Source organism: Streptomyces sp. NPDC048353, assembly GCF_055587165.1.
On sequence record NZ_JBVJGU010000002.1, the window covers coordinates 674,040 to 695,394 of the forward strand.

Consider the following 21,355-nt stretch of genomic DNA (forward strand, 5'->3'; position numbering starts at 1 on the left):
GGACTACGGATCAGATCATCTTCGCGTTCACGGTCGGGTCATTAGGAATACTTTCTGAAGATCAGACTGACGGACCATCAAATGGTGCTGGACGTGAAGGAGTGGCCATGGGCGACCGGAAGCGGAAAATCTCGAGTGCGTGGCTGGGGGTGTTCACCGCCGGTCTCCTCGCATCGGGCTCAGTCGTGCTGTCCTCTCCCGCTTTCGCCGCCGAATCCGCGACGGGCAGGGCCAAGGTGCCCGAACCGGCTCTGTCCCAGGCGATGGGGGCGTTCCTCGAATCCGGCCCCGTCGGCGTCAGCCGGATCGCCCAGTTGGAGCGGTGGCTCGGCGGACGCGAGCTGCGGGTCGGTCACACGTACCTCCCCGGCGACCTGTGGTCGAACATCGAGGGTCCCCCGGGCTTCCTGAACGCCTGGGCGGACTGGCGCAACCAACGGGAGGACCGGCTCTTCGTCCTCAACGTCCCGATGCTGGAGCGCAACGAGGCCGGGGTCTCCGACCACGAGGTCCGCCGCCAGCTCCAGCTCGGCGCGGCCGGCCACTACGACCACCACTTCCGTACGCTGGCCGAACGCCTGGTCGAGATGAAGGCGACGGACACCGTCATCGTCCTCGGCTGGGAGATGAACGGCGTCACCTACACGCACCGGTGCGCGCCCGACCCGACCGCGTGGAAGAAGTATTGGAACCGGATCGTCACCGCCATGCGTTCCGTTCCCGGCCAGAAGTTCCGTTTCGACTTCAACCCGAGCCGGGGCACGGACGCCATTCCGTGGACGGAGTGCTATCCCGGCGACGATGTCGTCGACATCATCGGCATGGACTCGTACGACCAGCCGCCGGGTTCCCGTTTCGACGAGCACGTGAACGAGCCGTACGGCCTGAAGAAGCAGGTCGAATTCGCGGCCGAGCACGGCAAGGAGATCTCCTATCCGGAATGGGGGCTCTTCCGGAACGGCGACAACGCCGAGTACATGCGGCGGATGCTCGAGTGGATGGACGAGCACCAGCCGCTGTACCACACGATCACGGATTACTGCCCGCACGGCGTCTGGCAGTGCGACAGCAACCCGAAGGCCTCGGAGGTCTTCCGGCAGATGCTGTACGGGAACGCTCCGGAGGCGCCCGAGACCCCGTCCGGTCCCGACGCGCCCGTACCCCCGGAGATCCCCGAGATCCCGGAGGCGCCGGAGCCGCCGGAGGTGCCCGAGGTCCCGGAGTGGCCCGACTTCCCGGAGTGGCCCGAGTTCCCCGAGGACCCGGACTTCCCGGACTTCCCGGACCCCGACATTCCGGAGGACCCGGACTGGCCCTTCCCGGCGGAGCCCGTCGTCCCGGAGCCGGCGGACCCCGACGTACCGAAGACCCCCGAGCCCAAGCCGGAGCCTGCGCCTGAGGTCCCGCCGAAGCCGGAGCCGGCGCCCGAGGTACCGCCCAAGGTCGAGCCCAAGCCCGAGCCTGCACCTGAGGTGCCGCCGAAGACGGAGCCCGCGCCTGAGGTGCCGCCGAAGACGGAACCTGCGCCCGAGGTTCCGCCGAAGACGGAACCTGCGCCCGAGGTTCCGCCCAAGGTTGAGCCCGCCCCCGAGGTCCCGCCGAAGACGGAACCTGCGCCCGAGGTTCCGCCCAAGGTCGAGCCCGCCCCCGAGGTCCCGCCGAAGACGGAACCTGCGCCCGAGGTTCCGCCCAAGGTCGAGCCCAAGCCCGAGCCCGCGCCTGAGGTCCCGCCGAAGACGGAACCTGCGCCCGAGGTTCCGCCCAAGGCCGAGCCCGCCCCCCAGGTTCCTCCGAAGCCCCTGCCCGTCCCGCTGCCTCTGCCGGAGCCGGCTCCTGAGCCCGCTCCCGCTCCCGCGGCCGAGTGCTGGACGGTGAACCTCGGTTCGTGGGTGGAGAGCTGGATCGGCGGACCCGTCTGCGTCCCGAAGAGCGGCTACAAGGAGGCCGTGAAGATCGACGTGACCGGATTCATGAACAGCGTCTGGCCGTTCTGATCCGTCACCGGCCCGCCACGGCGGCGGAGGAGATCATCCTCCGCCGCCGTTCGTCCGCCCGCGCAACCTGCGCACCGCCCGGCCCACCCATTCCCGCTCCCGCGCCTGCCGCGCCGCCCAGCGCCGGCCGTCCGCCGCGCCCGCCCGCAGCCACAACAGCGGTGCCGTCGCCGGACCGGCCAGCATCAACCGCTGGTTGGGGACCGTCTCCGGCCGCCAGTGCAGCTTGTACGGCTCGGTGCCCCGGAGCATGCTCAGCGTCGCCCGCCCGCTCGCACTGGTCTGGCGGGACCCGTGGCGCAGCAGCATCGTCGCCACGTCGATCTTGCGGGCGCGCAGCTCGGGGTCGGCGCCGTACAGATAGCCTCCGGCGAGCCGGGGCGACATCAGGGTGAGGTCGGCGGCCACCACGTCCCCGGCCAGCCGGAACTCGGTCACCATCGCGTCCCCCCGCTCGACCATGGGACGTACCGCCCGCGTGAGGTGCTGGGCGAACCGGTCGCTGGTGTGCTCCGCGGTGACCCCGCGGCCGCTCCACTGCAGCTGATGCAGCCTCAGCAGGCGTTCCAGGGCCGCCGGGACCTCCTCGCCGCTCACGATCCGCTCGTCGATGCCGAGCGCGTCCAGCTTCCGCAGCTTGGCCCGCACCCGTTGGGCCTTGCCCGACGGGATCCGTGCGAGCAGGGCGTCCATCGGCACCGCGGGGAGCTCCAGGCAGAGCGAGTCGGGGAGACGCCGGCGCGGGCCGCGCCACTGGGCGTGGATCCGTTCGGCCGCCGCCCCCGGCCGTACCTCCCGCAGGTCGATCACGGCACCGCGCGCCGCTCCGGCCAGCGCCTCGGTCAGCGCGGACGCTGCCTCGGGGCAGTCGTCGTCGAGGAGGACGTCGGTGAAGTCGGTGATGGCGCCGCCGAGCTGGGTGAGGACCGGCAGGGGGCCGGGGGCGCGCATCAGGGGCGCGGCCGCGACGAGCGCGCCGTCGTCCCGCCGTACGAGAACCACGCGCAGCGCGCCCGGTCTGCCGTACGACAGCCACCAGGAGTGCAGCCACGAGTGGGACTGGAACGGTGTCGCCGTGGCGCAGCGCCCATAGAGGGATGTCCACCGCTCGGCGAGCCGGCCGAACTCGGCGGCGTCGCGGCAGACCTCGCCGCGCAGACCGTGCGCGCCGCCCGCGGTCACACCGACTCCGGTTCCGGCTGGTGCGCGCTCGCCGCCCCGGACGAGGCCGAGGAGGAGGCCACCGCCGGACCCGGGACGGACGCGGACGGCTGCGGGCGTCCGGGTCCCTGCTCGGCACGGGCGCCGCGCCGGGGGCGTACCAGCAGCGCCAGTCCGCCGAGCAGCCCGCCCGCGCAGCCGCCGACCAGCGCGGAGAGCGGCGCGGAGGGCGAGACGGGCGCCAGCGGCTTGGTGGCGCGGGAGAACTGCACGACCTTCACGCCGGTGCTGCCGGAGACGTGCGTGCTGTTGAGGACCAGTGCCCGGGCGACACCGTCGGCCATGGAGACCGCCTTGGCGGGCTTGGCCGCCCGCGCGGTGATGGAGATCATCGGCGCGTCCGGCGAGGTGGCGGTCTGGACGGCGGAGCGCAGGGTCGCGGCGGACACCCCCGCCCACACCTGGGCGTCGCCGGTCACCGCGATGTCGGTGGCGACCCTGCCGTACGCCTGGGCGAACCCGAGGGCGGCCGCCGGGTCCGACTTCTCGCCGGGGACCACGATGACGTAGCTGGTCGCCGCGTACTGCGGGGTCTTCAGCGCGCCGTAGCCGCCGCCGAGCGTGGCGCCGACGAGGACGGAGGCGGGCAGCACCCACCATCGGCGCGGGGTGCGCAGGACGATTCTCAGGGCGGAGCGTGACGGGTTCATGGAGCAGCTCGCTTAGCGGGAGAAGGGGTGCCGTGGACGGCCTGTTCGTAGAGGGACATCAACTGCCGGGCGCTGTGGGCGATGTCGTAGCGGTGGGCGGCGGCAGGCTGCGGCAGCCGGGCGAGGCGGGCGTCCCGGATCCCGCTCAGCGCGCTGATCAGCTCGGGGACGGAGGGTCCGATCCGCCGGGCCCCGGGCGCCGCGTCGGGCGGCAGGTCGTCGATCGCCGGGCAGGCCACGTAGAGCGCGGGCAGCCCGGCGGCCAGCGCCTCGACGACCGCGAGTCCGAAGGTCTCGTCGGGGGAGGTGGAGACGAAGACGTCCATCGCGGCGAGCAGCGACGGCAGATCGGCCCCGTCGGCCCCGGCCGGCGGGGGGTCCTCGCACGCCCCCGCGAGGAGCACCCGGTCGGCGGCCCCGCACTCCCGGGCGGTGTCCAGGAGGGCCTGCCGCTCCGGGCCCTCGCCGACGAGGAGGAGCCGCGCCCCCGGCACCGACGCCACGGCCCGTACGAGACGGTCGAAGCGCTTGCCGGGCGCGAGCCGCCCCACCCCGCCGACGACGAAGGCGTCCTCGGGGAGCCCGAGCGCCGCCCGGGTACGGGGGCGGGCCCCGTTCGCGTACCGGAAGCGGGCCGTCTCGATGCCGTTGGGCACGACGTGGATACGGGACGGGGCGACGCCCCAGCCCTCCAGGCGCCGGGCGACGCTGGGCGAGACGGCGACCGTGGCGGTGCCGAGCCGTTCGGTGGCCCGGTAGAGCGCGCGGGTGCCGGGGGAGAGGGGCCGGCCTTCGATCTGGGTGTCGCCGAGGGAGTGCTCGGTGGCGAGGACCGCGCGGACCCCGGCGAGCCGGGCGGCGATCCTGCCGTACACGCAGGCGCGGTAGAGGTGGGTGTGGACGAGGTCGTAGCGGCCCTGGCGGACGATCCGGGTGAGGCGGGGCAGCGCGCCGAGATCGCGGTTGCCGGCCATGCCCAGGTGGGTGACGGGGACGCCGTCCGCCTCGATGCCCTTGGCGACGGCGCCGGGGTGGGTGAGCGTGACGACCTCGCTGCGCACGGGCAGGTGACGCAGCATCAGCCGCAGCTGCTGTTCCGCACCCCCGATGTTCAGGCCGGTGATGACGTGCAGGACCTTCATGACACGTCCGCCGCGGCCCGCCGGCCGGCCTCGGGGGCCGGCGCCGGCCGGGTGCCGGGGGCGTCGGGGGCGGCCGTCGGGCCGGGGTGGCGGCGGCGCAGGGGGTGCAGGGCGCGTTTGGCGGTGAGCCGCCAGGAGGTGTCCCGCCCGTCGATGTGCACCCGCGGCAGCGCGTACGCGCCGGTCAGGCGCCCCGGGGCGATGGCGCAGGCGTGGCCGTAGCCCGCTTCCCGTACGGCCCGGACGACGCGGGCGTCGACGTGTCCGTACGGGTAGCAGAAGCCCGCCACCGGGGCGCCGGTGATCTCCTCCAGGAGGGCGCGGCTCTTCCGGGTCTCCTCGGCGAGGGCCTTGTCGTCGGCGGCGGGGAGCGAGACGTGCCGCAGCCCGTGCGAGCCGATCTCCATCCCGGCCTCGAAGACCCGCCGAATCCCGTCCTCGGTCAGCAGCGGTCTTCGGGGCCCGTCCGCGTCCCAGGCGTTCTCGCCGCCGAGCCGGCCGGGCAGGACGTAGACGGTGGCGGTGAAACCGTGGCCGCGCAGCAGGGGGAGGGCCGTGTCGAGGAAGTCGGCGTAACCGTCGTCGAAGGTGAGACCGACCAGGCCCTTGGCGCGCCCGGCGGCGGTCGCCGTGAGCAGCTCGCCCACCGAGACACCGCGCAGGCCGTGGTCGCTCAGCCAGCGCAGCTGCCGGGTGAACCGCCCGGGGGGGACGGTCACCCGGTACGGATCATCCGGGGTGTCGGTGATCGAGTGGTACATCGCCACCCACGGGGGCGGCTTCGGCAGCAGACGACGAATCGCGGCGGCGCGGGGCGCCATGACTACGGGCATGGGCGAGCCTTCGTGATGCGGTGCGGGTGAGGGGTGGGATGTCCGGCGCGTGGGCGGCGCAGGCGAGGAAGAGGAGGAAGACGCCGGTGGCGGCGAGGGCCGCGACGGTGAGGGAGAGGACGGCCGGGACGATGAGGACCGAGCAGAGCCAGCCGGCGGCGGTGGCCCATGCGGCGGCGGTGGCCAGCCGCAGCAGATCCACGCCGAGGTGGCGGACGCGGACCGGGATGGACTGGCGGTGCGCCCCGGCCAGCAGCATCACGGCGGTCAGGGTGATCCCGAAGGCGTTGGCGGCGGCGATGCCCACGGCGCCCCACGCCCGTGCGGCCGGTACTCCGGTGACGGCCGTGGCGGCGAGTCCGGCGGCCATCACGGCGGCCGGGTACCACAACGGGCGGGCCGCGGAGAAGTAGCAGCGGACCAGGGCGCCGACCATCGTCTGGCCGAGCAGCCCGAGGGCGTAGACGCGCATCACGGCGGCGGTCGCGGCGGTGTCGGTGGCGTCGAACGCGCCGCGCTGGAAGAGCAGGGAGACGATCTGCGGGGCGGCGGCGATCACGATCGAGGCGCCGACGAGGACGACGACCGCGGCGAGCAGCAGATCCCGTTCGACGCGGCGGCGGGCGCCCTCGGCGTCACCGGCGGCCAGGGCGCGGGCGACGACCGGGAAGCTCACCGTGCACAGCATCAGGGAGAGGATCATCGGCATCTGCGCCACCTTCTGGGCGTAGTTCAGATGCGAGATGGCCCCGGACGGCAGGGAGGAGGCGAGGAACCGCTCGACGAGGATCTGGGACTGGCGGGAGAGCGCGAAGGCGATGACGGGGGCGATGAGCCCGAGCACGAGGAGCCGCCCGTCGCCCGCGCCGGGCACGGCCGGCCGCTCCTTGGCCTCCGTCGGGCGGCGCAACTCCCGCAGCAGGAACGGCGCCTGGACGAGCACCATCAGCGCGCCGCCGACGGCGACCCCGGCCGCGGCCGACCGTACGCCGAACGGCTCGCGGAGCAGCACGATCGTGCCGATGATCCCGATGTTGTACGCGACGTAGATGGCGGCGGGCGACAGGAAGCGGCCGTGGGCGCGCAGGGCGGCGGAGCAGTAGCCGGCGAGCGCGAAGGTCAGCACGCAGGTCGCGGTCAGCCGGGTGCAGTCGACGGCGAGCCCGGGGTCGGGGAGCCCGGGTGCGAGGCCCGCGACGAGGAGCGGCGCGCCGGCGATCAGCAGCGCGGAGACGGCGCTGACGGTGAGCGCGAGGCGGGGCAGTGTGGAGCGTACGAGGGTACGGACGGGGTCGCCGGCCGGGCCGCCGCCGCGCCGGGTGAGGGCGCGGGCGAACGCGGGCACGAGGATCAGCGCCATCGCGTCCTCGATGAGCAGCGTCGAGGCGAACTCCGGCACCGTCCAGGCCACCAGGAACGCGTCGGTCTCCGCCCCCGCCCCGAAGTAACGGGCGAGGATCTGGTCCCGGACCAGGCCGAGCACGGCCCCGGCGGCCGTCAGGCCCGCCGTGACGGCCGCGGCCCGCGCCAGGAACCGGCCGGACGGCGACCACGGCCGCCGCTTCGGGCCCCGCCGTCGCCCCACCACGCCCCGCCGTCCCTCCGCGCCCCGAGGCGCGCTTCCGCCGTCCCCGCCCCGCACCTTGCCCCGGGGCCTGCCCCGAGCCTTGCCTCGCATCGCGCCCCGGGTCGTGTCCCGACCGGCCGCGCCGTCGCCCGCCCGTTCCGCAGCCCGTTCCGCCGCCCAGGACGGCACGCGGGCCGCCGTCGCCACCACCCGGGGCCGGTGCGCCGGCGGCTGTTCGGCGGACCGGGGAGCGGGCGCGGGGATCGGGCGGGGAAGATCCGGGGCCTCCGGGGGGCGCGGCCCGTCCGTCGGCTCCGGTTCCCCGCGCCACGGGTCACGCACGCTTCACCTCCGCCAGCGACCACCAGGCCGCCAGGCCGAGGACGACCGACATCAGCACCGTCGAAGGGCCGCCGATGTCCGCGTAGAAGAAGTCGATGAGCTGCCACGACAGCAGACCGGTGGCCACCAGCGCGCAGTCCGCGCCGCGCGTACGCCGCCGCAGCGCCCCGACCAGCAGCGCCGCCCAGCTGCCGGCCAGGGCCAGCAGGCCCACCAGGCCCTGCTCGCTGAGCACCAGCAGGTACATGTTGTGCGGGGAGAGCAGCGGCTGGCGCTGGAACGCCGCTCCCGCGCCCGCCGTGTCGCTGCCCGAGGAGAGCGCCAGCGAGGCGTGCCCGTCGCGGTACTGCGGGAAGCCCTTCAGGCCCACGCCGGTCACCGGCTCCGACCGCCACATCCGCCCGGCCGCCGCCCACATCGTGTACCGGTCCGTCACCGACTGGTCCGGCGCCGCCGTCACCTGCGTGATGCTGGCGACGCGCTCCTTCACCATCGCCGAGCCGATCCCGAGGCCGCCCACCAGGACCACCCCGAGCGCGCCCGTCACGAGCGCCACCCGCCCGGCGCGCCGCAACCCGGAGAGCAGCAGCTGGATCGCGCACGCCAGGACCGTCGCGATCCACGCGCCCCGGCTGAACGACAGCACCAGCGGCACGGCGAGGAGACCCGCGCACACCAGGGCGGCCGTCCGCGCCCGCCCGCGTCCGCTGCCCAGCGCGATGCCGGTGACGACGACGAGCCCGTACGAGACGACCGTCGCCATCCCCATCACGTCGGTCGGCCCGAAGGTCCCGACCGCCCGGACGTCCTCGCCCATGTACGAGGCGCCGGTGCCGGTCAGATACTGCGTCACCCCGACCGCGCCCTGCACCAGCCCCAGTGCGACCAGCGCCCACGCGACCACGGCGAAGTCCCGCCGGTCGCGGATCGTCAGCAGGACGGCCGCCGGGACGAGCACGAAGATCTGGACGTAACGGGCGACGCCCGGCAGGCTCGCCGCCGGGTCCTGCGAGGTGATCGCCGCCAGACAGATCCCGAGGACGGGCAGCCCGAGCACGAACGCCGCCCACCGGGTCAGCGGCCGCGCCCCGCCGCGCACCACCCGCACCAGACAGATCAGCACGAGCAGCCCCGAGGCCGCGTCCGCGATGGTGCCCGTACCGCCGGTCCCGCCCTCCGCGCCACCGGCGGACGGGACGAGCAGCAGCGCGATCACCGCCAGGACCGGGGACAGCGCCACCACCCGGCGCACCCCGTCCCGGACCTCGTCGCGGGCCCCGTCGAGCGGGGCGGCGACCGCCACGGCCGTCGCCATCATCAGCTCCCCGCCGGCCGTACGAGTCCGGCGGCGGTCCGCAGCAGAATGCGGACGTCCTGCCAGAGCGACCAGTGATCGATGTAGTGGTTGTCGAACCGGCAGCGGTCCTCGATCGAGGTGTCACCGCGCAGCCCGTGCACCTGCGCCAGCCCGGTCAGCCCCACCGGCATCCGGTGGCGGGCCGCGTAACCGGCGTGGATGCGGCTGAACTGCGCCACGAAGTACGGGCGTTCCGGACGGGGCCCGACCAGGCTCATGTCACCGCGCAGCACGTTCCACAGCTGCGGCAGCTCGTCGAGCGAGGTCCGCCGCAGGAAGTTGCCGACCGCGCTCATCCGCCGGTCGTTGGCCACGCTCCACCGGGTCGCCGACTCGGCCTCGTCCGTCGGGCGCAGCGTACGGAACTTCAGCAGCGTGAAGAGCCGCCCGTTCTGGCCCACCCGCTCCTGTCGGAAGAGCACCCCGGGGCCGTCCGCGAGCCGCACCGCCAGACCGCACAGCAGCAGGACGGGCAGCGCGAGCGCCAGCGCCGGTCCGGCCACGGCCAGGTCGAGGGCCCGCTTCGCGGTCAGCCCGCGACGCTCGCCCGGCGGGACGAGACGGCGGCAGCCGTACCCCCACAGGTGGTCGCTCATCGGCCCGTCCTGGCCCTCGCCGCCGACCCGCCAGGTCGTGCAGCCGTAGTGCTGGAAGAGCTTCACCAGAGCGGCGTCCTCGGTCAGGAAGACCGCGTCGCGGACGGTGTTCTGGATGACCGCCCGGTGGATCTCCTCCATGCTCGTCAGGACCGGAAGCCCCGCCTCCCCGGGCGGCTGCGGCGTCCCGCCGTCCTGCCGGCTGCCGACGATCCCGACCGGCCGCATGCCGTACTCCGGGTGCTGTCCGATCGTCGCCGCGAACCGGCGCGCCGCGCCCGGCCCGCCGACCACCAACGCCGAGCGCGGCTGCGCCCGGGCCGTCCGCCGCCGGTGCGCCCGCACCGCGCCCCGCGCCACGCACACGGTGGCCACGTGCCCGGCGTACGCGGTGCACAGGGCGCCGGGGCCGAGCGCGAGGGAGGGCGTGAACGCGGCGACGACGGCGGCCGCCACGCACCAGGCGACCCCGGCGCGGGCGGCGAGCGCCGGCACCTCGTCGAGCACGGCGGTGAGGGAGCCGGGCCGGTGCAGCCCCGCGTACGAGTTGAGCGCGAGGACGCACCCCGCGACCAGCAGGAGCAGCCGGACGGCGGGGTACGGCTCGGGCACCAGCCACGCGGCGCACAGCACGGCCAGCGCGTCGGCCGCGATCAGCGGCGCCGCGGTGGACCGAACCGGCGCGGGACGGCGCGGCGGGAGCGCCAGCCGGTCCGACGTGCCGCGCGGCGGGGCGAGGGAGGCGAGACCGTGGACGGCCTGGCGCGTCGAGGGCCAGGGGCCCGGCGAAGAGGGAACGCTGGTGCTTTCCGTAGTCACTGCGCAATCGGCTCTCTGTGCTCGGTGCACCGCACTCCGGCCAGCTCGCGGTACACGTCCGCGACGGCCGCGCCGGTGCGCCGCACATCGAATCTGCTGAGTACGTGCTCGTGGGCCTGGCGGCCCAGGGAGTGCCGCAGCTCCGGCCGGCCGAGGAGGCGGACCACGGCGGCGGCGAGGGCGGCCGGGTCCTCCGGCGGGACCAGGCAGTGCGGTTCGTGGTCCGGCGGCAGGCTCTCGCGCGCGCCGGCCACATCGGTGAGCACCACCGGCCGGCCGCTCGCCATGGCCTCCAGCGGCGCCAGCGCCATGCCCTCCCAACGGGACGGCAGGACGACCAGGTCGGCCGCGCGGTACCAGGGCGCGATGTCGTCCACGGCGCCGGCGAAGCGCACCGCCTTCGGCGCCCCGGTGCGCAGCCGCACCCGGTCCGGCCCGTCGCCGACGAGGACCAGCCGTGCCTTCGACACCTCGGCGACGATGGCGGGCCAGGCGGCGAGCAGCACGTCCTGGCCCTTCTGCCGGCACAGCCGTCCGACACAGACGACGAGGGGACCCTCGCCCGGCCCCGGATCGGGGGTCTGAGCCGCCGCGGCCGCGAACCGGGTCACGTCCACGCCGTTGCGTACGACCGACCAGGAGGCCCGCACCCCGGCCTCCTCACCCGTACGACGCTCGGCGTCGCTGACGCAGACGATCCGCTGCGTCCAGCGCGCCGCCCACCGCTCCCAGCGGCGGGCCATGGCCCCGACCGCGCCGTCGGCCGCCTCGAAGGACCAGGCATGCGGCTGGTACACCGTCGGCACCCGCCCCCGCAGGGCCAGCCGCGCGCACAGCCCGGCCTTGGCGCTGTGCGCGTGGACCAGGGAGGGGCGCACGGCGTCGATCAGCCGGGCCAGGTCGCGGGTCTCGCGGACCAGCCCGGGCCCGGGCTCGCGCCCCGCCCGCCAGTCGTGGACCACGGCGCCCTCCGCGCGGACCGCGGCGGCGAGCGGCGTGCCGGGCGGGCAGGCGACCGCCACCCGCATCCCCTCGCCGAGCTGCGCCCGGACCAGGTCGGTGACGACGCGGGCGACCCCGGCGTCACCGGGCTGGACCGCGTGCAGAACGGTGAAGGGGGAGGAATCCGATTCTCGAGAGGCCCGCACGTCAGCGCCGGACGACGTTCGCGGAAAGGGCGCCCAAAGCACCGCGGCGCGCGTCACGAACCGTTGAATTCCGCATACAGGTTCTCCGCTTTGATGAGAGGAGGAAGGGAAGACCCGTGAAGATCGGGAGAGAGTGAGATGTCGTCCGCACGAAATGGGTGAACGCGCGGCGGGCCCGGAAGCAACGTTCGGGAACGTTATAACCCCGATGCCGGGCGATAGTAAGCATTAGATGCCCGGAAACGCTAACTCCCGTATCCCTTGGGCCGGTTCCTCGTTGTGCGTGTTGCGCCTTTCCAGGCTCGCTCGCCCAAATGGCCCTCTTGTGGCCCAAAGATCGGTTGAACGTCACCCGTTCGGGAGCGCAACCAATGAAATGGGCCCGCGTTGTTGAGGGAGTCGGGCGAATCCGTCTGCGAGCCGGCCGTCCGGTCCAAGAGGCTAGAAAACAATCGAGGAGTGCTTCCCCATGTCCCGTATCGCGAAGGCTGTAGTCCTGACCGTCGGTGTCGCCGCGTCCGTCGCGGGTGCCACCGGTATCGCCGCCGCCGACTCCGGCGCCGAGGGCGCGGCCCTGCACTCCCCGGGCGTCCTGTCCGGCAACCTGGTGCAGGTCCCGGTCCACGTGCCGGTCAACGTCTGCGGCAACACCGTCAACGTCATCGGTCTCCTGAACCCGGCGTTCGGCAACACCTGCGCCAACGTCTGATCGAGCGCCCCGCATCGCGGTCCCTCCGAGGCCGGCGCGCCGCCCCTTCCGGGTGCGGCGTGTCGGCCTTTCCTCATTCGGACGCACCCTTGTGCGCCGTCCGGTGCAACGGCGTACGCCCCTTGGAGGGGCAGGTCAGAGGGGTGGATTCACCCGAACGGAGGCATGGCGCTGTGTAGCTCAGCCGTTGCGGAGCGCTATCACCGCAGGCACGGTGACAGAGAAGTTGTCCGACGCATAAGGAAAAGGAACAAATATGCGTCCCCTGGCATCACGCCGTCTCACCGTCCTGGCGATATCCGCCGCACTCGCCCTCGGCGCGGCGGGACCCGCCGTCGCCGACGAACACCAACCCATCAGGCCCACCGCCGTCGTCACGGAAGCGGACGCGCTCCCGACGACGCCGACCACCGAGGCCGTTACCCGAACCGCCACCGAGGCCGCCACCGCGGCCGCTACGGAGGCCGCCACCGAGGCGGCCACCGAGGCGGCCACCCGCGCGGCGGCACCCGCCGACCTCATCGGCGACACCGTCGCCGCCGTCGAGCAGGCGGTGGCCGATCTGCTCGCCTCCCTCCCCCTTGGGGGCGTCACCGGGATCGTCACGCAGATCACCGCGACGGTGAACGCACTCGTGCAGTCGCTCCTCGGCGGACTGCCGCTCCCGGCGCTCCCGGCCCTGCCGGAACTCCCGGCCGCGCCGGCGACCGCCCCGCAGCTCCCCGTCGGAGCGTCGACGTCCTAGAGCGTGTCCGGCTTGCGCCGTGCCGGTCCAGCACCCCTGGACCGGCACGGCGCTCGCGCGTCCGATCGGCAAATAGGACCGCGCGCCCCTTCGTTCGGGTGCAGTGTCGAGAAATCCTTCCTCCCGGAGTTTCCGGGGAGCGAACCTCTCGTTACAGAAGACGGAACGACGTACAGGAATCGGCCAAGAGGCCTGTACGGCAAGCGACTTGCTTGTGAAGACGTCATCGAGGAAGGACTCACTCCATGAAGCCCACCAAGGTTGCCGCGGTCGTCGCCGGTTCCATGATGGCCCTGGCCGCCGCCGCGCCCGCCATGGCCGCCGAGCCGACGGCCGTCCCCACCAGCCTGGACGGTGGTCTGGAGGCGCTCAGCAGCGACGGTCTGAAGACGGACACGCTGAGCAGCACCACGGACGGCTCCATGGTCAAGACCGTGGGCGAGACCGCCGAGTCGCTGAACGACGCCAAGAAGGGCACGCAGCTCCTCGGCGGCCTTCCGCTCGGCGGCTGACGACTCCCCCACCCTCGCTCCACCCCCGGCGGGCGCTCGCTCCCTCCGCGCCCCACCACCGCCCCGCGTCGGCCGATCGTATGACTTTCCCCGATCGCCGACCGTGTGGTCCGGTCACGCGGTGCGCCGCTCCTTAGGCTCTCGCCACCCCCACGACCACCGGTCGCCGCAGACGACCGACGGATCGAGTGTGGGGACAGGCCGGTCGGAGCGAGGGGGGATTCCCTGCCGGTCTCCCTTTCCCCAGAGGAAGAGCGGTATGCGATCCATCATCAGCAGGAAACTGCTCACCGCCGCGGCCGCGACGGGTGTCCTGTCGCTGACCGGCGGCTTCGCCGCGACGGCGGAAGCCACACCCTCCACCACCCCGGACCGGCACCCGCACGCCCACTCCGCCCCGGACGGGTCCGACGGCTACGGCGACGGCGACGACTCCGAGGGTTACGGCTCCGGCGACGCATCGGGCGGATACGGCGACGAGCCCGGTGGCTACGGCGACGAGCCGGACGAGGAGTACCCCCCGCCGCCCGGCACCCCCGACCAGCCGGGCAACCCCGGCACCCCGGAGAACCCGGACGGCCCCGGTGGCCACCCTGACGAGCCCGGTACGCCAGGCCAGCCGGGCAACCCGGACGAGCCCGGTACGCCAGGCCAGCCGGGCAACCCGGACGAGCCCGGTACGCCAGGCCAGCCAGGCAATCCGGACGAGCCGGGGAACCCGGGGAACCCCGACGAGCCGGGGAACCCAGGGCAGCCCGGGACGCCTGACGAGCCCGGTACGCCGGGTCAGCCGGGCAACCCCGACGAGCCGGGGAACCCGGGGCAGCCCGGTAACCCCGACGAGCCCGGTACCCCGGACCAGCCCGGAAACCCGGACGAGCCAGGGAACCCGGGGCAGCCCGGTAACCCCGACGAACCCGGTACTCCGGACCAGCCCGGAAACCCGGACGAGCCGGGTACGCCGGGTCAGCCCGGAAACCCGGACGAGCCCGGTACCCCGGACCAGCCCGGCACGCCCCCCACGGTCCCGCCCTCCGCTCCCGACGGGCCCGGGTCGCCGGGTGACGGCAACCCGGGTGGGCCACAGGGACCCGACACCTCCCCCGCTCCGGGCGCGCCCGGCGGGACCCTGCCCGAGACCGGGAGTGAGGCCGAGCTGAGGGGCGCCGCCGCCGCGAGTGCGGCGCTGATCGTCGGCGGGGCGCTCGTCCGTCTCCGCGGCAGCCGCCTCGTCCGCGTCCGGCGCTCCGGACACGACGGCTGACCCGAGCCACGGACGGGCCGTCAACCCAGCCCCCCGCCGTCACCGGTGGGGGGCTTTCACGTTGCTGCAATCAGGCGAATTTCGCGACGTTCCCCGCGGAGGGCTCGTTCACACGGCACAGCACCACCGCACCCTTGTCTCCTGCTCTGAAGGACGTACGCAGTCATGAATCTGCGAGCTCAAGCCGGCATGGGAATCCTCATGACCGCTCTCGCCTCCGCGGCCATGGCGGCCCCCGCTACCGCCGCCGAGGCGCCGGTGATCGTTCCGCTCCAGGGCCTCGAGCCGGTGATCCCGATGGACGCCCCCACCGTGGCGAGCGGAGTCCCCACGCCCGTCCCCGGCGCCCCCACCGGCTTCCAGCACGGCCGCTCCGCCGCCCTGCCGGACCTGGGCGTGCCCCAGGTGCCGCTCGGCACCACCGTCCCGGAGACCCTCGTGGCCGCCCCGCTGCCCGAGGTCCTGGAGGGCAGCGAGCCCGGCACCGCCCTGCTGACCAACCCGCGCGCCCCGATGGCCACCGCCACCCCCGGAGCCACGCTCGGCAACCCCGTCACCCAGCCGCGCGGTGAGCACGCCGGCCTCCCTGCCCTCGCGGAGCCCCAGCTCGGCGTCATCGGCCCCGCCGTGCGGGGAACGCTCGGCCCCCAGCTGGGCCTGGCGCAGCCGACGGCCTGACGGCGTTCTGGCGTACGACCGATGACCCGGCGGGTGAAGACACGATTCTTCCCCGCCACCCGAGGGGTCGTTGTTCGTTACAACAGAATGCCTGTCGCATGGCCGCGGCTCGCAGACCCGGGGGTTCGCTCCGTCGTATCCGACGGCGGGTGGACCACCGGTCTGCGGGCCACTTCTCCGCGAAGTCGTCCCGTCCGGCCTAAAGGCCGTGACTCGCGCGCCCTTTCGGCGTTGAAGGGGAACGACGGCCGTGATTCTCGCGGTCGCCTTTCCACGTCCAAGGAGTTCTTGATGTCTCGCATCGCGAAGGCTGCCGCTGTTCTCGCCGGCACGGGTGCCGTTGCCCTCAGCGGAGCCGGCATGGCCGTCGCCGACTCGGGTGCCCAGGGTGCCGCGCTCAACTCGCCCGGTGTCGCCTCCGGCAATGTGGTGCAGGTCCCGGTCCACATCCCGGTCAACCTGTGCGGCAACACCGTGACCGTCATCGGTCTGATCAACCCGGCGTTCGGCAACCAGTGCGCGAACGTCGACGGCGGCGGCGACCAGCACCGTGACGGCGGCGGCTACGGCGCCTGACCCAGGCGATCACCGAGCCGAACGGCGAGCGGCCCCCCGGCAGACTGCCGGGGGGCCGCTTCCGTACACCCGTCCGCTACGCGTAGCGGTAGAGGTCGCTGTGGTCGAGCATCTGCGCCGGGGTGACGTTCCACGGCCCCATCCGCTCGTCGCGGGCCGCGATCCGGCCGCGCTGCGCGTCGCCCGGCGGCGGCTGCCGCTCCGGCAGATAGCCGGCCCGCGGGTGGCGCTGCTGCCAGCGGGACCAGAGCAGGTCGACGAAGGAGTGGTGGAGCCAGAACACCGGGTCGTTGACCGAGGCGCCGCCCAGCATCATGCCGCCGACCCAGCGGTGCACCCGGTTGTGCACGCGGAAGCGGTCGTTGGTCCGGCCCGGTCCCCAGCCCTCCAGGCCGTTGCGGAACCCGGAGGAGCTGGTGGAGTTCCAGGGCGCCACGTCGTACACCGTCTCCCGCATCAGCGCGTCGACCTGCGCCGAGGTGGGCAGCGTGATCGGGTTCGACGGGTTCCCGAAGTCCCGGGTCAGGAAGGTGGTCTCGGTCATGGCGTGCTTCACGGTCCACTGCCCGCCGCCGAAGGCGAACGGGCCGGTCGTCACCTGCAGGTCGCCGCGGCGGCCGTTGCCGCCCATGAAGTCCTCGGCCCAGAGGCCGGCCGCCGGGGTGTTGTCGCGGGTCCAGTCCCAGTAGGGCACGCTCACCGTCGGGTCGACCCGGCGCAGTTCCCGCTCGAACTCCAGCAGGAACTTGCGGTGCCAGGGCAGGAAACTGGGCGTCATATGGGCCACGCGGAGGCGGCCCTCGCCGTCGGCGACGTAGTAGTCGATGTGCGTACGGACGAACTCGTCGTACGTCCCGCGGCGCTTGAGCTCCAGGACGGCGGAGACGAACTTCTTCCGCTCGGCGCTGGTCAGGTCGCGCTGGTTCTTACGCGTGTACGCCACGCGGGCTCCCTCCCGGGCCGGCGCCGTGGTCGCCCCGGGCGCCGTGGGAGGCGGCGAGGGGGGAGAGGGGCGCGGACCCCAGCTGGTCCACGGCCGCGCGGGTGGCCGCCCGTGGCGTCGGACAGGACTCGTAGTGGTCGACGGGGGTGAGATAGCCGCCGTCCGCGCACCGCATCAGGTGCAGCGGCCGCCCGTCGACGAGGACCTCCGGCACGCCCGCGGGCGTGGCGCGGGCCTGGATGCGGCGCCCCCGGTACATCTCGTCGAAGGTCTCCTCCGCGTCCGCGGCGGACGGCGCCGGCGCGGCGGGGAGACCGGCGGCGGCCCGGGGGCGGCCGCCGCGGGGAGTGGTGGTGATACGGGCGAGCACGCCGCCCGTGAACGCGGCCACGGTCAGGGTGAACAGGGACCGCAGCGCCACCCGGCGCGAAACGATCATGAGGGATCTCCTGGTGGTCGGGAATCCTCCGGCAACGGCTGATCGGGGCCCTCCGGCGCAGGCGGAGGCAGAATGCCCTCAGGGCTTAACGAGGGGAACGCGCCTTTGTTGCGGCAGGCGGAGCGCCGGGGTGAATGTCGGCCGATCGGGTGAATTCGTGCCCGGTAAAGGAGAGTTGGGCCACTAGCATCCCGACCCATGACCACTCCCAATGTTGTCTCCTCGGAGCGCAGCGCCTCCCCGCTGGGCACGCTGACCGTCGTCTCGTGGACGACCGGACCCGTCGGCGACACCCCCGTCACCCCCTTCCTGATGGTGTACTCGCTCGGCGACGGCCGTGACGGCCCCCAGGCCGGCGAGGAGGCGATGCGGGCCGCCCTGGAGGCCATGGGCCTGCCGCTCGGCGGTCAGGTGGTCGACGTGGCGCAGGAGCCTGGTGTGGGCGCCCATCTGCTCGTCGAGGCCCAGCAGGCCGTGCTCACCCTGCCGTTCATGAAGGTGCAGTGTCCGGTGCCGGCGGAGTGGGAGGCGGCCGCGAAGGAGATCGGGCACGCCTACCTCATCTGCTCGGTGCGCCCCTGGCCGGAGGCCGTGCCGGGCGAGCCGCTCTCCGAGGAGCGGCTGCGGGCCTTCGCCTCGGACGACGACGTCCTGGCGGCCGGGGCGCACCTGCTGCTGCCGGTACGGCGACTGCAGCGCTGAGCGGCGGGGGGCGGCGTCATGGCGACGGTGAACGTACGGGGCGGGGTGCCGGAGCAGCGGCAGGACGGGGCCCGGGAGAGCGGCGGGGTGATCGGCGCGAGCCGGGCCTTCGCCTGGATGCTGATGATCACCGGTGCGGCGGGCGTGCTGTCCGGCTGGGTCATCACGATCGACAAGATCCTGCTGCTGGAGGATCCGAACTTCCAGCCGGGGTGCAGCCTCAACCCGGTGGTCTCCTGCGGCAACATCATGAAGAGCGAGCAGGCGGCGGTGTTCGGTTTCCCGAACCCGATGCTGGGGCTCGTGACGTACGCGGTGGTCGTCGCGGTCGGCGCCGGGCTGCTCGCCGGGGCGCGCTACCGCGGCTGGTTCTGGCTGGGACTCAACGCGGGGATGCTCTTCGGCGTCGGCTTCTGCACCTGGCTGATGTACCAGTCGCTGTACGAGATCAACTCGCTCTGCCTGTGGTGCTGTCTGGCCTGGGTCGCCACGATCGTCATGTTCTGGTACGTCACCTCGCTCAACGTCCGGGCGGGCCTGCTGCCGGCGCCGGCCGCCCTGAAGGGGTTCTTCGAGGAGTTCACCTTCGCCCTGCCCGTCCTGCACATCGGGATCATCGGGATGCTCGTCCTGACCCGGTGGTGGGACTTCTGGACCGGCTGACGTGACGTCGTCCTTCGGGCCGCGGGCTGCACTGACCGTGCTGCTCGCGGCCGTTCTCGCTCTCGTCCTGCCGGGCGACCGGCTCGCCCCGGGCTCCCGGCAGGAGGGGGAGCCCGCCGCGCCCGAGGCGGCCCCGGCGCCGCTGACGGTGCCGTCCGGCTTCTTCACCGGCTCCGACGAGACCGGGGTACGGCGGATCGGCGAGGTGCAGAGCTGGCTGGGCGGCGCGTCGCTGACCGTCGGGCACACGTATCTGCCGGGCGACCGCTGGTCGAACATCGAGGGGCATCCGGCGCTCTTCGAGCCGTGGGCGCGGTGGAAGGAGGCCGGGCCAGGGCGGCTCTTCGTGCTGAACGTGCCGATGATGGACCGCAGCGAGGACGGCCTGCCGGACACCGAGGTCCGGGCGGGGCTGCGGGGCGGGTCGACGGGGGCGTACGACGCGCACTTCCGCGCGCTGGGCAGGCGGTTGGTGGAGCACCGGCTCTCCGACGCGATCCTGGTCCTCGGCTGGGAGATGAACGGCACCACCTACAGCCATCGCTGCGGCCCGGACCCGGAGAGCTGGAAGGCGTACTGGCGGCGGATCGTCGGGGTGCTGCGGGAGGTGCCCGGGCAGCGGTTCCGCTTCGACTTCACGGCGAGCCGGGGCCGGGACGCGGTGGAGTGGACGCGCTGCTATCCCGGCGACGCGTTCGTCGACATCATCGGGATGGACGCCTACGACCAGCCGGAGGGCCTCGACTTCGCCGGGCAGGTGGCCGAGGAGTACGGGCTCGCGGACCACGTGCGGTTCGCGGCGGCGCACGGCAAGCCCGTCTCATACCCGGAATGGGGTCTCTTCCGCAACGGGGACAATCCGGAGTACGTCCGGGGGATGCTCGACTGGTTCGCCCGGTACCGGCCGGTCTACCAGACCTTCACGGACTACTGCCCGCACGGGGTGTGGGCGTGCGCGGACAACCCGGAGTCGGGGCGGGTCGTCAGGGGCGCGTTCGGAGCGTCAGCCCGCCCTTGAGGGTGTCGACGGTCCGGTTCAGCAGCGGGATCAGGTCCTCGCTCCGGCCGTGCTCGGCCCAGTGGACGGTGGCCTCGCGGAGGGCGGCGAGGACGGCGGCCGTGAAGACCCGTACCTCCAGGTCGTCGGCGTCGCGGGCGGTGCGGTCGGCGAGGGCGCGGGCGAGGCGCTGGGCGGTGTCGGCGGTGGATTCGGTGAACCGGGCCCGTACGGCCGGGATCTCCACCATCAGTCGGGCGCGCAGCCGGGTCTCCTCGGGCTCGTCGGCGAGGGCCGCCGTCACGGCTTCGAGGATCACGGCGCGCAGCGACTCCAGCGGCTCCTCGTCGGCGGGGCGGGCCCGCAGCCGGGCCTCCAGGAGCGGGTCCCGTTCGTCGGTGAGGAGGATGTCCTCCCGGACCGGGAAGTAGCGCACGACCGTCGAGGGGGAGACCTCGGCGGCGGTGGCGATCCGCTCCACGGTGACCGCGTCCCAGCCGTGCGCGGCGGCGAGCCGGTAGGTGGCCTTCCGGATCGCCGCGCGGGTACGGGTCTTCTTGCGTTCGCGCAGGCCGGGACGGGTGGCGGGGTCGACGGGCATGGTCGTCATTGTGCGGGTCAGGCGTGCTGGTAGGCCACCAGGGAGATGCCGATGTAGTGGGCGACGAAGGCCGCCAGCGTCAGCGAGTGGAAGACCTCGTGGAAGCCGAACCAGCGCGGGGAGGGGTTGGGGCGCTTGATGCCGTAGACGACGCCGCCCGCGCTGTAGAGCAGCCCGCCGACGACGACGAGGACGAGGACGGCGACGCCGCCCGCCCGCATGAAGTCGGGCAGGAAGAAGACCGCCGCCCAGCCCATCGCGATGTAACAGGGCGTGTACAGCCAGCGAGGGGCGCCCACCCAGAAGACCCGGAACGCTATGCCGGCCACGGCCGCCACCCAGACCGCCCACAGCAGCGGACGCCCGGTGGAGTCGGGGAGCAGCAGCAGGGTCAGCGGGGTGTAGGTGCCCGCGATGATCAGGAAGATGTTGGCGTGGTCCAGGCGGCGCAGGACGGCTTCGCCGCGCGGGCCCCAGTTGCCCCGGTGGTACAGCGCGCTGATCCCGAAGAGCAGACAGGCGGTGAGGACGTAGATGCCGCAGGCGATCCTCGCCCGGGGCGAGTCCGACAGGGCGACCAGGGCCACACCGGCCACGATCACGGCGGGAAACATACCGGCGTGCAGCCAGCCCCTGAGTCGGGGCTTCACGAACTGCTCTATCTCGTTCACCGACGGCATGGCGGAATTCATGGACCGAATGCTACCTACGCCCCCGTAGGTCCCGAAGAGGAGTGGCGATGCTCACGTGGGCGGCCCTCTGGACATATGGGCGCATGCGTCGGATGATCAAATGAGTGCGGTCGGCACCGGATGAGCGCGAGCGTCTCCACACGAGAAGCATCCGGGTCGCAGCCC

21 protein-coding genes and 1 pseudogene are annotated in these 21,355 nt (G+C 73.5%); 10 read left to right on the forward strand and 12 right to left on the reverse strand.

The features are described 5' to 3' along the window. Nucleotides 1-107 precede the first annotated feature (107 nt). Nucleotides 108-1,322: pseudogene (locus tag ACZ6RC_RS08490) on the forward strand (glycoside hydrolase family 26 protein); the annotation flags it as partial. 705 nt (nt 1,323-2,027) lie between these two features. On the opposite strand, the gene ACZ6RC_RS08495 reads toward ACZ6RC_RS08490, so the two are convergent. The 8 genes from ACZ6RC_RS08495 to ACZ6RC_RS08530 all read right to left on the reverse strand — a co-directional run bounded on the left by ACZ6RC_RS08495 (nt 2,028) and on the right by ACZ6RC_RS08530 (nt 11,669). Beyond that, a complete protein-coding gene (locus ACZ6RC_RS08495) occupies nt 2,028-3,176 on the reverse strand; it encodes a GNAT family N-acetyltransferase (RefSeq protein WP_391139505.1) in 1,149 nt (382 codons plus the stop codon). Next, nucleotides 3,173-3,865, reverse strand: coding sequence for a YveK family protein (locus ACZ6RC_RS08500; protein WP_469580082.1), 693 nt, complete (start codon nt 3,863-3,865; stop codon nt 3,173-3,175). Before ACZ6RC_RS08500 ends, ACZ6RC_RS08495 begins: the two co-directional genes overlap by 4 nt. Next, nucleotides 3,862-5,007, reverse strand: a complete 1,146-nt coding sequence (locus ACZ6RC_RS08505) for a glycosyltransferase (protein WP_469580083.1) — start codon at nt 5,005-5,007, stop codon at nt 3,862-3,864. The genes ACZ6RC_RS08500 and ACZ6RC_RS08505 overlap by 4 nt, the downstream gene beginning before the upstream one ends. Next, nucleotides 5,004-5,828 carry a polysaccharide deacetylase family protein gene (locus ACZ6RC_RS08510; protein WP_469580819.1) on the reverse strand — a complete coding sequence of 275 codons (825 nt, stop codon included), beginning with the start codon at nt 5,826-5,828 and terminating at the stop codon, nt 5,004-5,006. The genes ACZ6RC_RS08505 and ACZ6RC_RS08510 overlap by 4 nt, the downstream gene beginning before the upstream one ends. Then, a complete protein-coding gene (gene murJ, locus ACZ6RC_RS08515; RefSeq protein ID WP_469580084.1) occupies nt 5,737-7,518 on the reverse strand; it encodes a murein biosynthesis integral membrane protein MurJ in 1,782 nt (593 codons plus the stop codon). Before murJ ends, ACZ6RC_RS08510 begins: the two co-directional genes overlap by 92 nt. 223 nt (nt 7,519-7,741) lie before the next feature. Then, nucleotides 7,742-9,064 (reverse strand): O-antigen ligase family protein, encoded by a 1,323-nt coding sequence (locus tag ACZ6RC_RS08520; protein WP_391139501.1) that lies wholly within the window; start codon nt 9,062-9,064, stop codon nt 7,742-7,744. A gap of 2 nt (nt 9,065-9,066) precedes the next feature. Then, nucleotides 9,067-10,521: a sugar transferase gene (locus ACZ6RC_RS08525; protein WP_469580087.1), complete on the reverse strand. Its 1,455-nt coding sequence runs from the start codon at nt 10,519-10,521 to the stop codon at nt 9,067-9,069. After that, entirely contained in the window at nt 10,518-11,669 is a 1,152-nt protein-coding gene (locus ACZ6RC_RS08530) for a glycosyltransferase (protein WP_469580088.1), read from the reverse strand. The genes ACZ6RC_RS08525 and ACZ6RC_RS08530 overlap by 4 nt, the downstream gene beginning before the upstream one ends. A gap of 469 nt (nt 11,670-12,138) precedes the next feature. Between ACZ6RC_RS08530 and ACZ6RC_RS08535 the strand changes: the two genes are divergently transcribed. The 6 genes from ACZ6RC_RS08535 (at nt 12,139) to ACZ6RC_RS08560 (ending at nt 16,153) form a co-directional block, all read left to right on the forward strand. Continuing rightward, nucleotides 12,139-12,378 (forward strand): chaplin, encoded by a 240-nt coding sequence (locus ACZ6RC_RS08535; RefSeq protein WP_391139498.1) that lies wholly within the window; start codon nt 12,139-12,141, stop codon nt 12,376-12,378. A gap of 256 nt (nt 12,379-12,634) precedes the next feature. Further along, nucleotides 12,635-13,123, forward strand: a complete 489-nt coding sequence (locus ACZ6RC_RS08540; RefSeq protein WP_469580091.1) for a hypothetical protein — start codon at nt 12,635-12,637, stop codon at nt 13,121-13,123. A 245-nt stretch (nt 13,124-13,368) separates the two neighbouring features. Beyond that, the gene (locus ACZ6RC_RS08545) at nt 13,369-13,635 is read left to right on the forward strand and encodes a hypothetical protein (RefSeq protein ID WP_391139496.1); all 267 of its coding nucleotides are present in this window, start codon (nt 13,369-13,371) and stop codon (nt 13,633-13,635) included. Between the two features lie 259 nt (nt 13,636-13,894). Beyond that, nucleotides 13,895-14,899 carry a hypothetical protein gene (locus ACZ6RC_RS08550; RefSeq protein ID WP_469580094.1) on the forward strand — a complete coding sequence of 335 codons (1,005 nt, stop codon included), beginning with the start codon at nt 13,895-13,897 and terminating at the stop codon, nt 14,897-14,899. A 165-nt stretch (nt 14,900-15,064) separates the two neighbouring features. After that, a complete protein-coding gene (locus ACZ6RC_RS08555) occupies nt 15,065-15,577 on the forward strand; it encodes a hypothetical protein (protein WP_391139494.1) in 513 nt (170 codons plus the stop codon). 291 nt (nt 15,578-15,868) lie between these two features. Next, complete coding sequence (locus ACZ6RC_RS08560; protein WP_391139493.1) at nt 15,869-16,153, forward strand: chaplin; 285 nt, start codon at nt 15,869-15,871, stop codon at nt 16,151-16,153. Between the two features lie 76 nt (nt 16,154-16,229). On the opposite strand, the gene ACZ6RC_RS08565 is transcribed toward ACZ6RC_RS08560, so the two are convergent. Beyond that, on the reverse strand, nt 16,230-17,096 hold the full coding sequence (locus ACZ6RC_RS08565; protein WP_469580098.1) for a tyrosinase family protein: 867 nt from the start codon (nt 17,094-17,096) through the stop codon (nt 16,230-16,232). After that, entirely contained in the window at nt 17,080-17,535 is a 456-nt protein-coding gene (locus ACZ6RC_RS08570; RefSeq protein WP_469580102.1) for a tyrosinase family oxidase copper chaperone, read from the reverse strand. Before ACZ6RC_RS08570 ends, ACZ6RC_RS08565 begins: the two co-directional genes overlap by 17 nt. A 198-nt stretch (nt 17,536-17,733) precedes the next feature. Between ACZ6RC_RS08570 and ACZ6RC_RS08575 the strand changes: the two genes are divergently transcribed. The 3 genes from ACZ6RC_RS08575 to ACZ6RC_RS08585 are packed head-to-tail and all read left to right on the forward strand — an operon-like array spanning nt 17,734 to nt 19,918. Continuing rightward, nucleotides 17,734-18,237, forward strand: coding sequence for a DUF5949 family protein (locus tag ACZ6RC_RS08575; protein WP_391139490.1), 504 nt, complete (start codon nt 17,734-17,736; stop codon nt 18,235-18,237). 18 nt (nt 18,238-18,255) lie between these two features. Then, the gene (locus ACZ6RC_RS08580) at nt 18,256-18,900 is read left to right on the forward strand and encodes a vitamin K epoxide reductase family protein (protein WP_391139489.1); all 645 of its coding nucleotides are present in this window, start codon (nt 18,256-18,258) and stop codon (nt 18,898-18,900) included. A gap of 1 nt (nt 18,901) precedes the next feature. Then, entirely contained in the window at nt 18,902-19,918 is a 1,017-nt protein-coding gene (locus ACZ6RC_RS08585; protein WP_469580106.1) for a glycoside hydrolase family 26 protein, read from the forward strand. Here the strand turns inward: ACZ6RC_RS08585 and ACZ6RC_RS08590 are convergent. Then, nucleotides 19,884-20,507, reverse strand: coding sequence for a TetR/AcrR family transcriptional regulator (locus ACZ6RC_RS08590; RefSeq protein WP_391139487.1), 624 nt, complete (start codon nt 20,505-20,507; stop codon nt 19,884-19,886). The two genes, ACZ6RC_RS08585 and ACZ6RC_RS08590, sit on opposite strands and share 35 nt — an antisense overlap. 8 nt (nt 20,508-20,515) lie before the next feature. Beyond that, nucleotides 20,516-21,190, reverse strand: coding sequence for a PAQR family membrane homeostasis protein TrhA (gene trhA, locus ACZ6RC_RS08595; protein ID WP_469580109.1), 675 nt, complete (start codon nt 21,188-21,190; stop codon nt 20,516-20,518). Nucleotides 21,191-21,355: the final 165 nt, after the last annotated feature.

What these genes read in the sequence shown, in the direction of transcription:
- ACZ6RC_RS08500 (WP_469580082.1), bottom strand. Translation starts at nt 3,865, where the DNA reads ATGAACCCGTCACGCTCCGCCCTGAGAATCGTCCTGCGCACCCCGCGC.
- ACZ6RC_RS08505 (WP_469580083.1), bottom strand. Translation starts at nt 5,007, where the DNA reads ATGAAGGTCCTGCACGTCATCACCGGCCTGAACATCGGGGGTGCGGAA.
- ACZ6RC_RS08510 (WP_469580819.1), bottom strand. Translation starts at nt 5,828, where the DNA reads ATGGCGCCCCGCGCCGCCGCGATTCGTCGTCTGCTGCCGAAGCCGCCC.
- murJ (WP_469580084.1), bottom strand. Translation starts at nt 7,518, where the DNA reads ATGCGAGGCAAGGCTCGGGGCAGGCCCCGGGGCAAGGTGCGGGGCGGG.
- ACZ6RC_RS08520 (WP_391139501.1), bottom strand. Translation starts at nt 9,064, where the DNA reads ATGGCGACGGCCGTGGCGGTCGCCGCCCCGCTCGACGGGGCCCGCGAC.
- ACZ6RC_RS08535 (WP_391139498.1), top strand. Translation starts at nt 12,139, where the DNA reads ATGTCCCGTATCGCGAAGGCTGTAGTCCTGACCGTCGGTGTCGCCGCG.
- ACZ6RC_RS08540 (WP_469580091.1), top strand. Translation starts at nt 12,635, where the DNA reads ATGCGTCCCCTGGCATCACGCCGTCTCACCGTCCTGGCGATATCCGCC.
- ACZ6RC_RS08545 (WP_391139496.1), top strand. Translation starts at nt 13,369, where the DNA reads ATGAAGCCCACCAAGGTTGCCGCGGTCGTCGCCGGTTCCATGATGGCC.
- ACZ6RC_RS08550 (WP_469580094.1), top strand. Translation starts at nt 13,895, where the DNA reads ATGCGATCCATCATCAGCAGGAAACTGCTCACCGCCGCGGCCGCGACG.
- ACZ6RC_RS08555 (WP_391139494.1), top strand. Translation starts at nt 15,065, where the DNA reads ATGAATCTGCGAGCTCAAGCCGGCATGGGAATCCTCATGACCGCTCTC.
- ACZ6RC_RS08560 (WP_391139493.1), top strand. Translation starts at nt 15,869, where the DNA reads ATGTCTCGCATCGCGAAGGCTGCCGCTGTTCTCGCCGGCACGGGTGCC.
- ACZ6RC_RS08570 (WP_469580102.1), bottom strand. Translation starts at nt 17,535, where the DNA reads ATGATCGTTTCGCGCCGGGTGGCGCTGCGGTCCCTGTTCACCCTGACC.
- ACZ6RC_RS08575 (WP_391139490.1), top strand. Translation starts at nt 17,734, where the DNA reads ATGACCACTCCCAATGTTGTCTCCTCGGAGCGCAGCGCCTCCCCGCTG.
- ACZ6RC_RS08580 (WP_391139489.1), top strand. Translation starts at nt 18,256, where the DNA reads ATGGCGACGGTGAACGTACGGGGCGGGGTGCCGGAGCAGCGGCAGGAC.
- ACZ6RC_RS08590 (WP_391139487.1), bottom strand. Translation starts at nt 20,507, where the DNA reads ATGACGACCATGCCCGTCGACCCCGCCACCCGTCCCGGCCTGCGCGAA.
- trhA (WP_469580109.1), bottom strand. Translation starts at nt 21,190, where the DNA reads ATGAATTCCGCCATGCCGTCGGTGAACGAGATAGAGCAGTTCGTGAAG.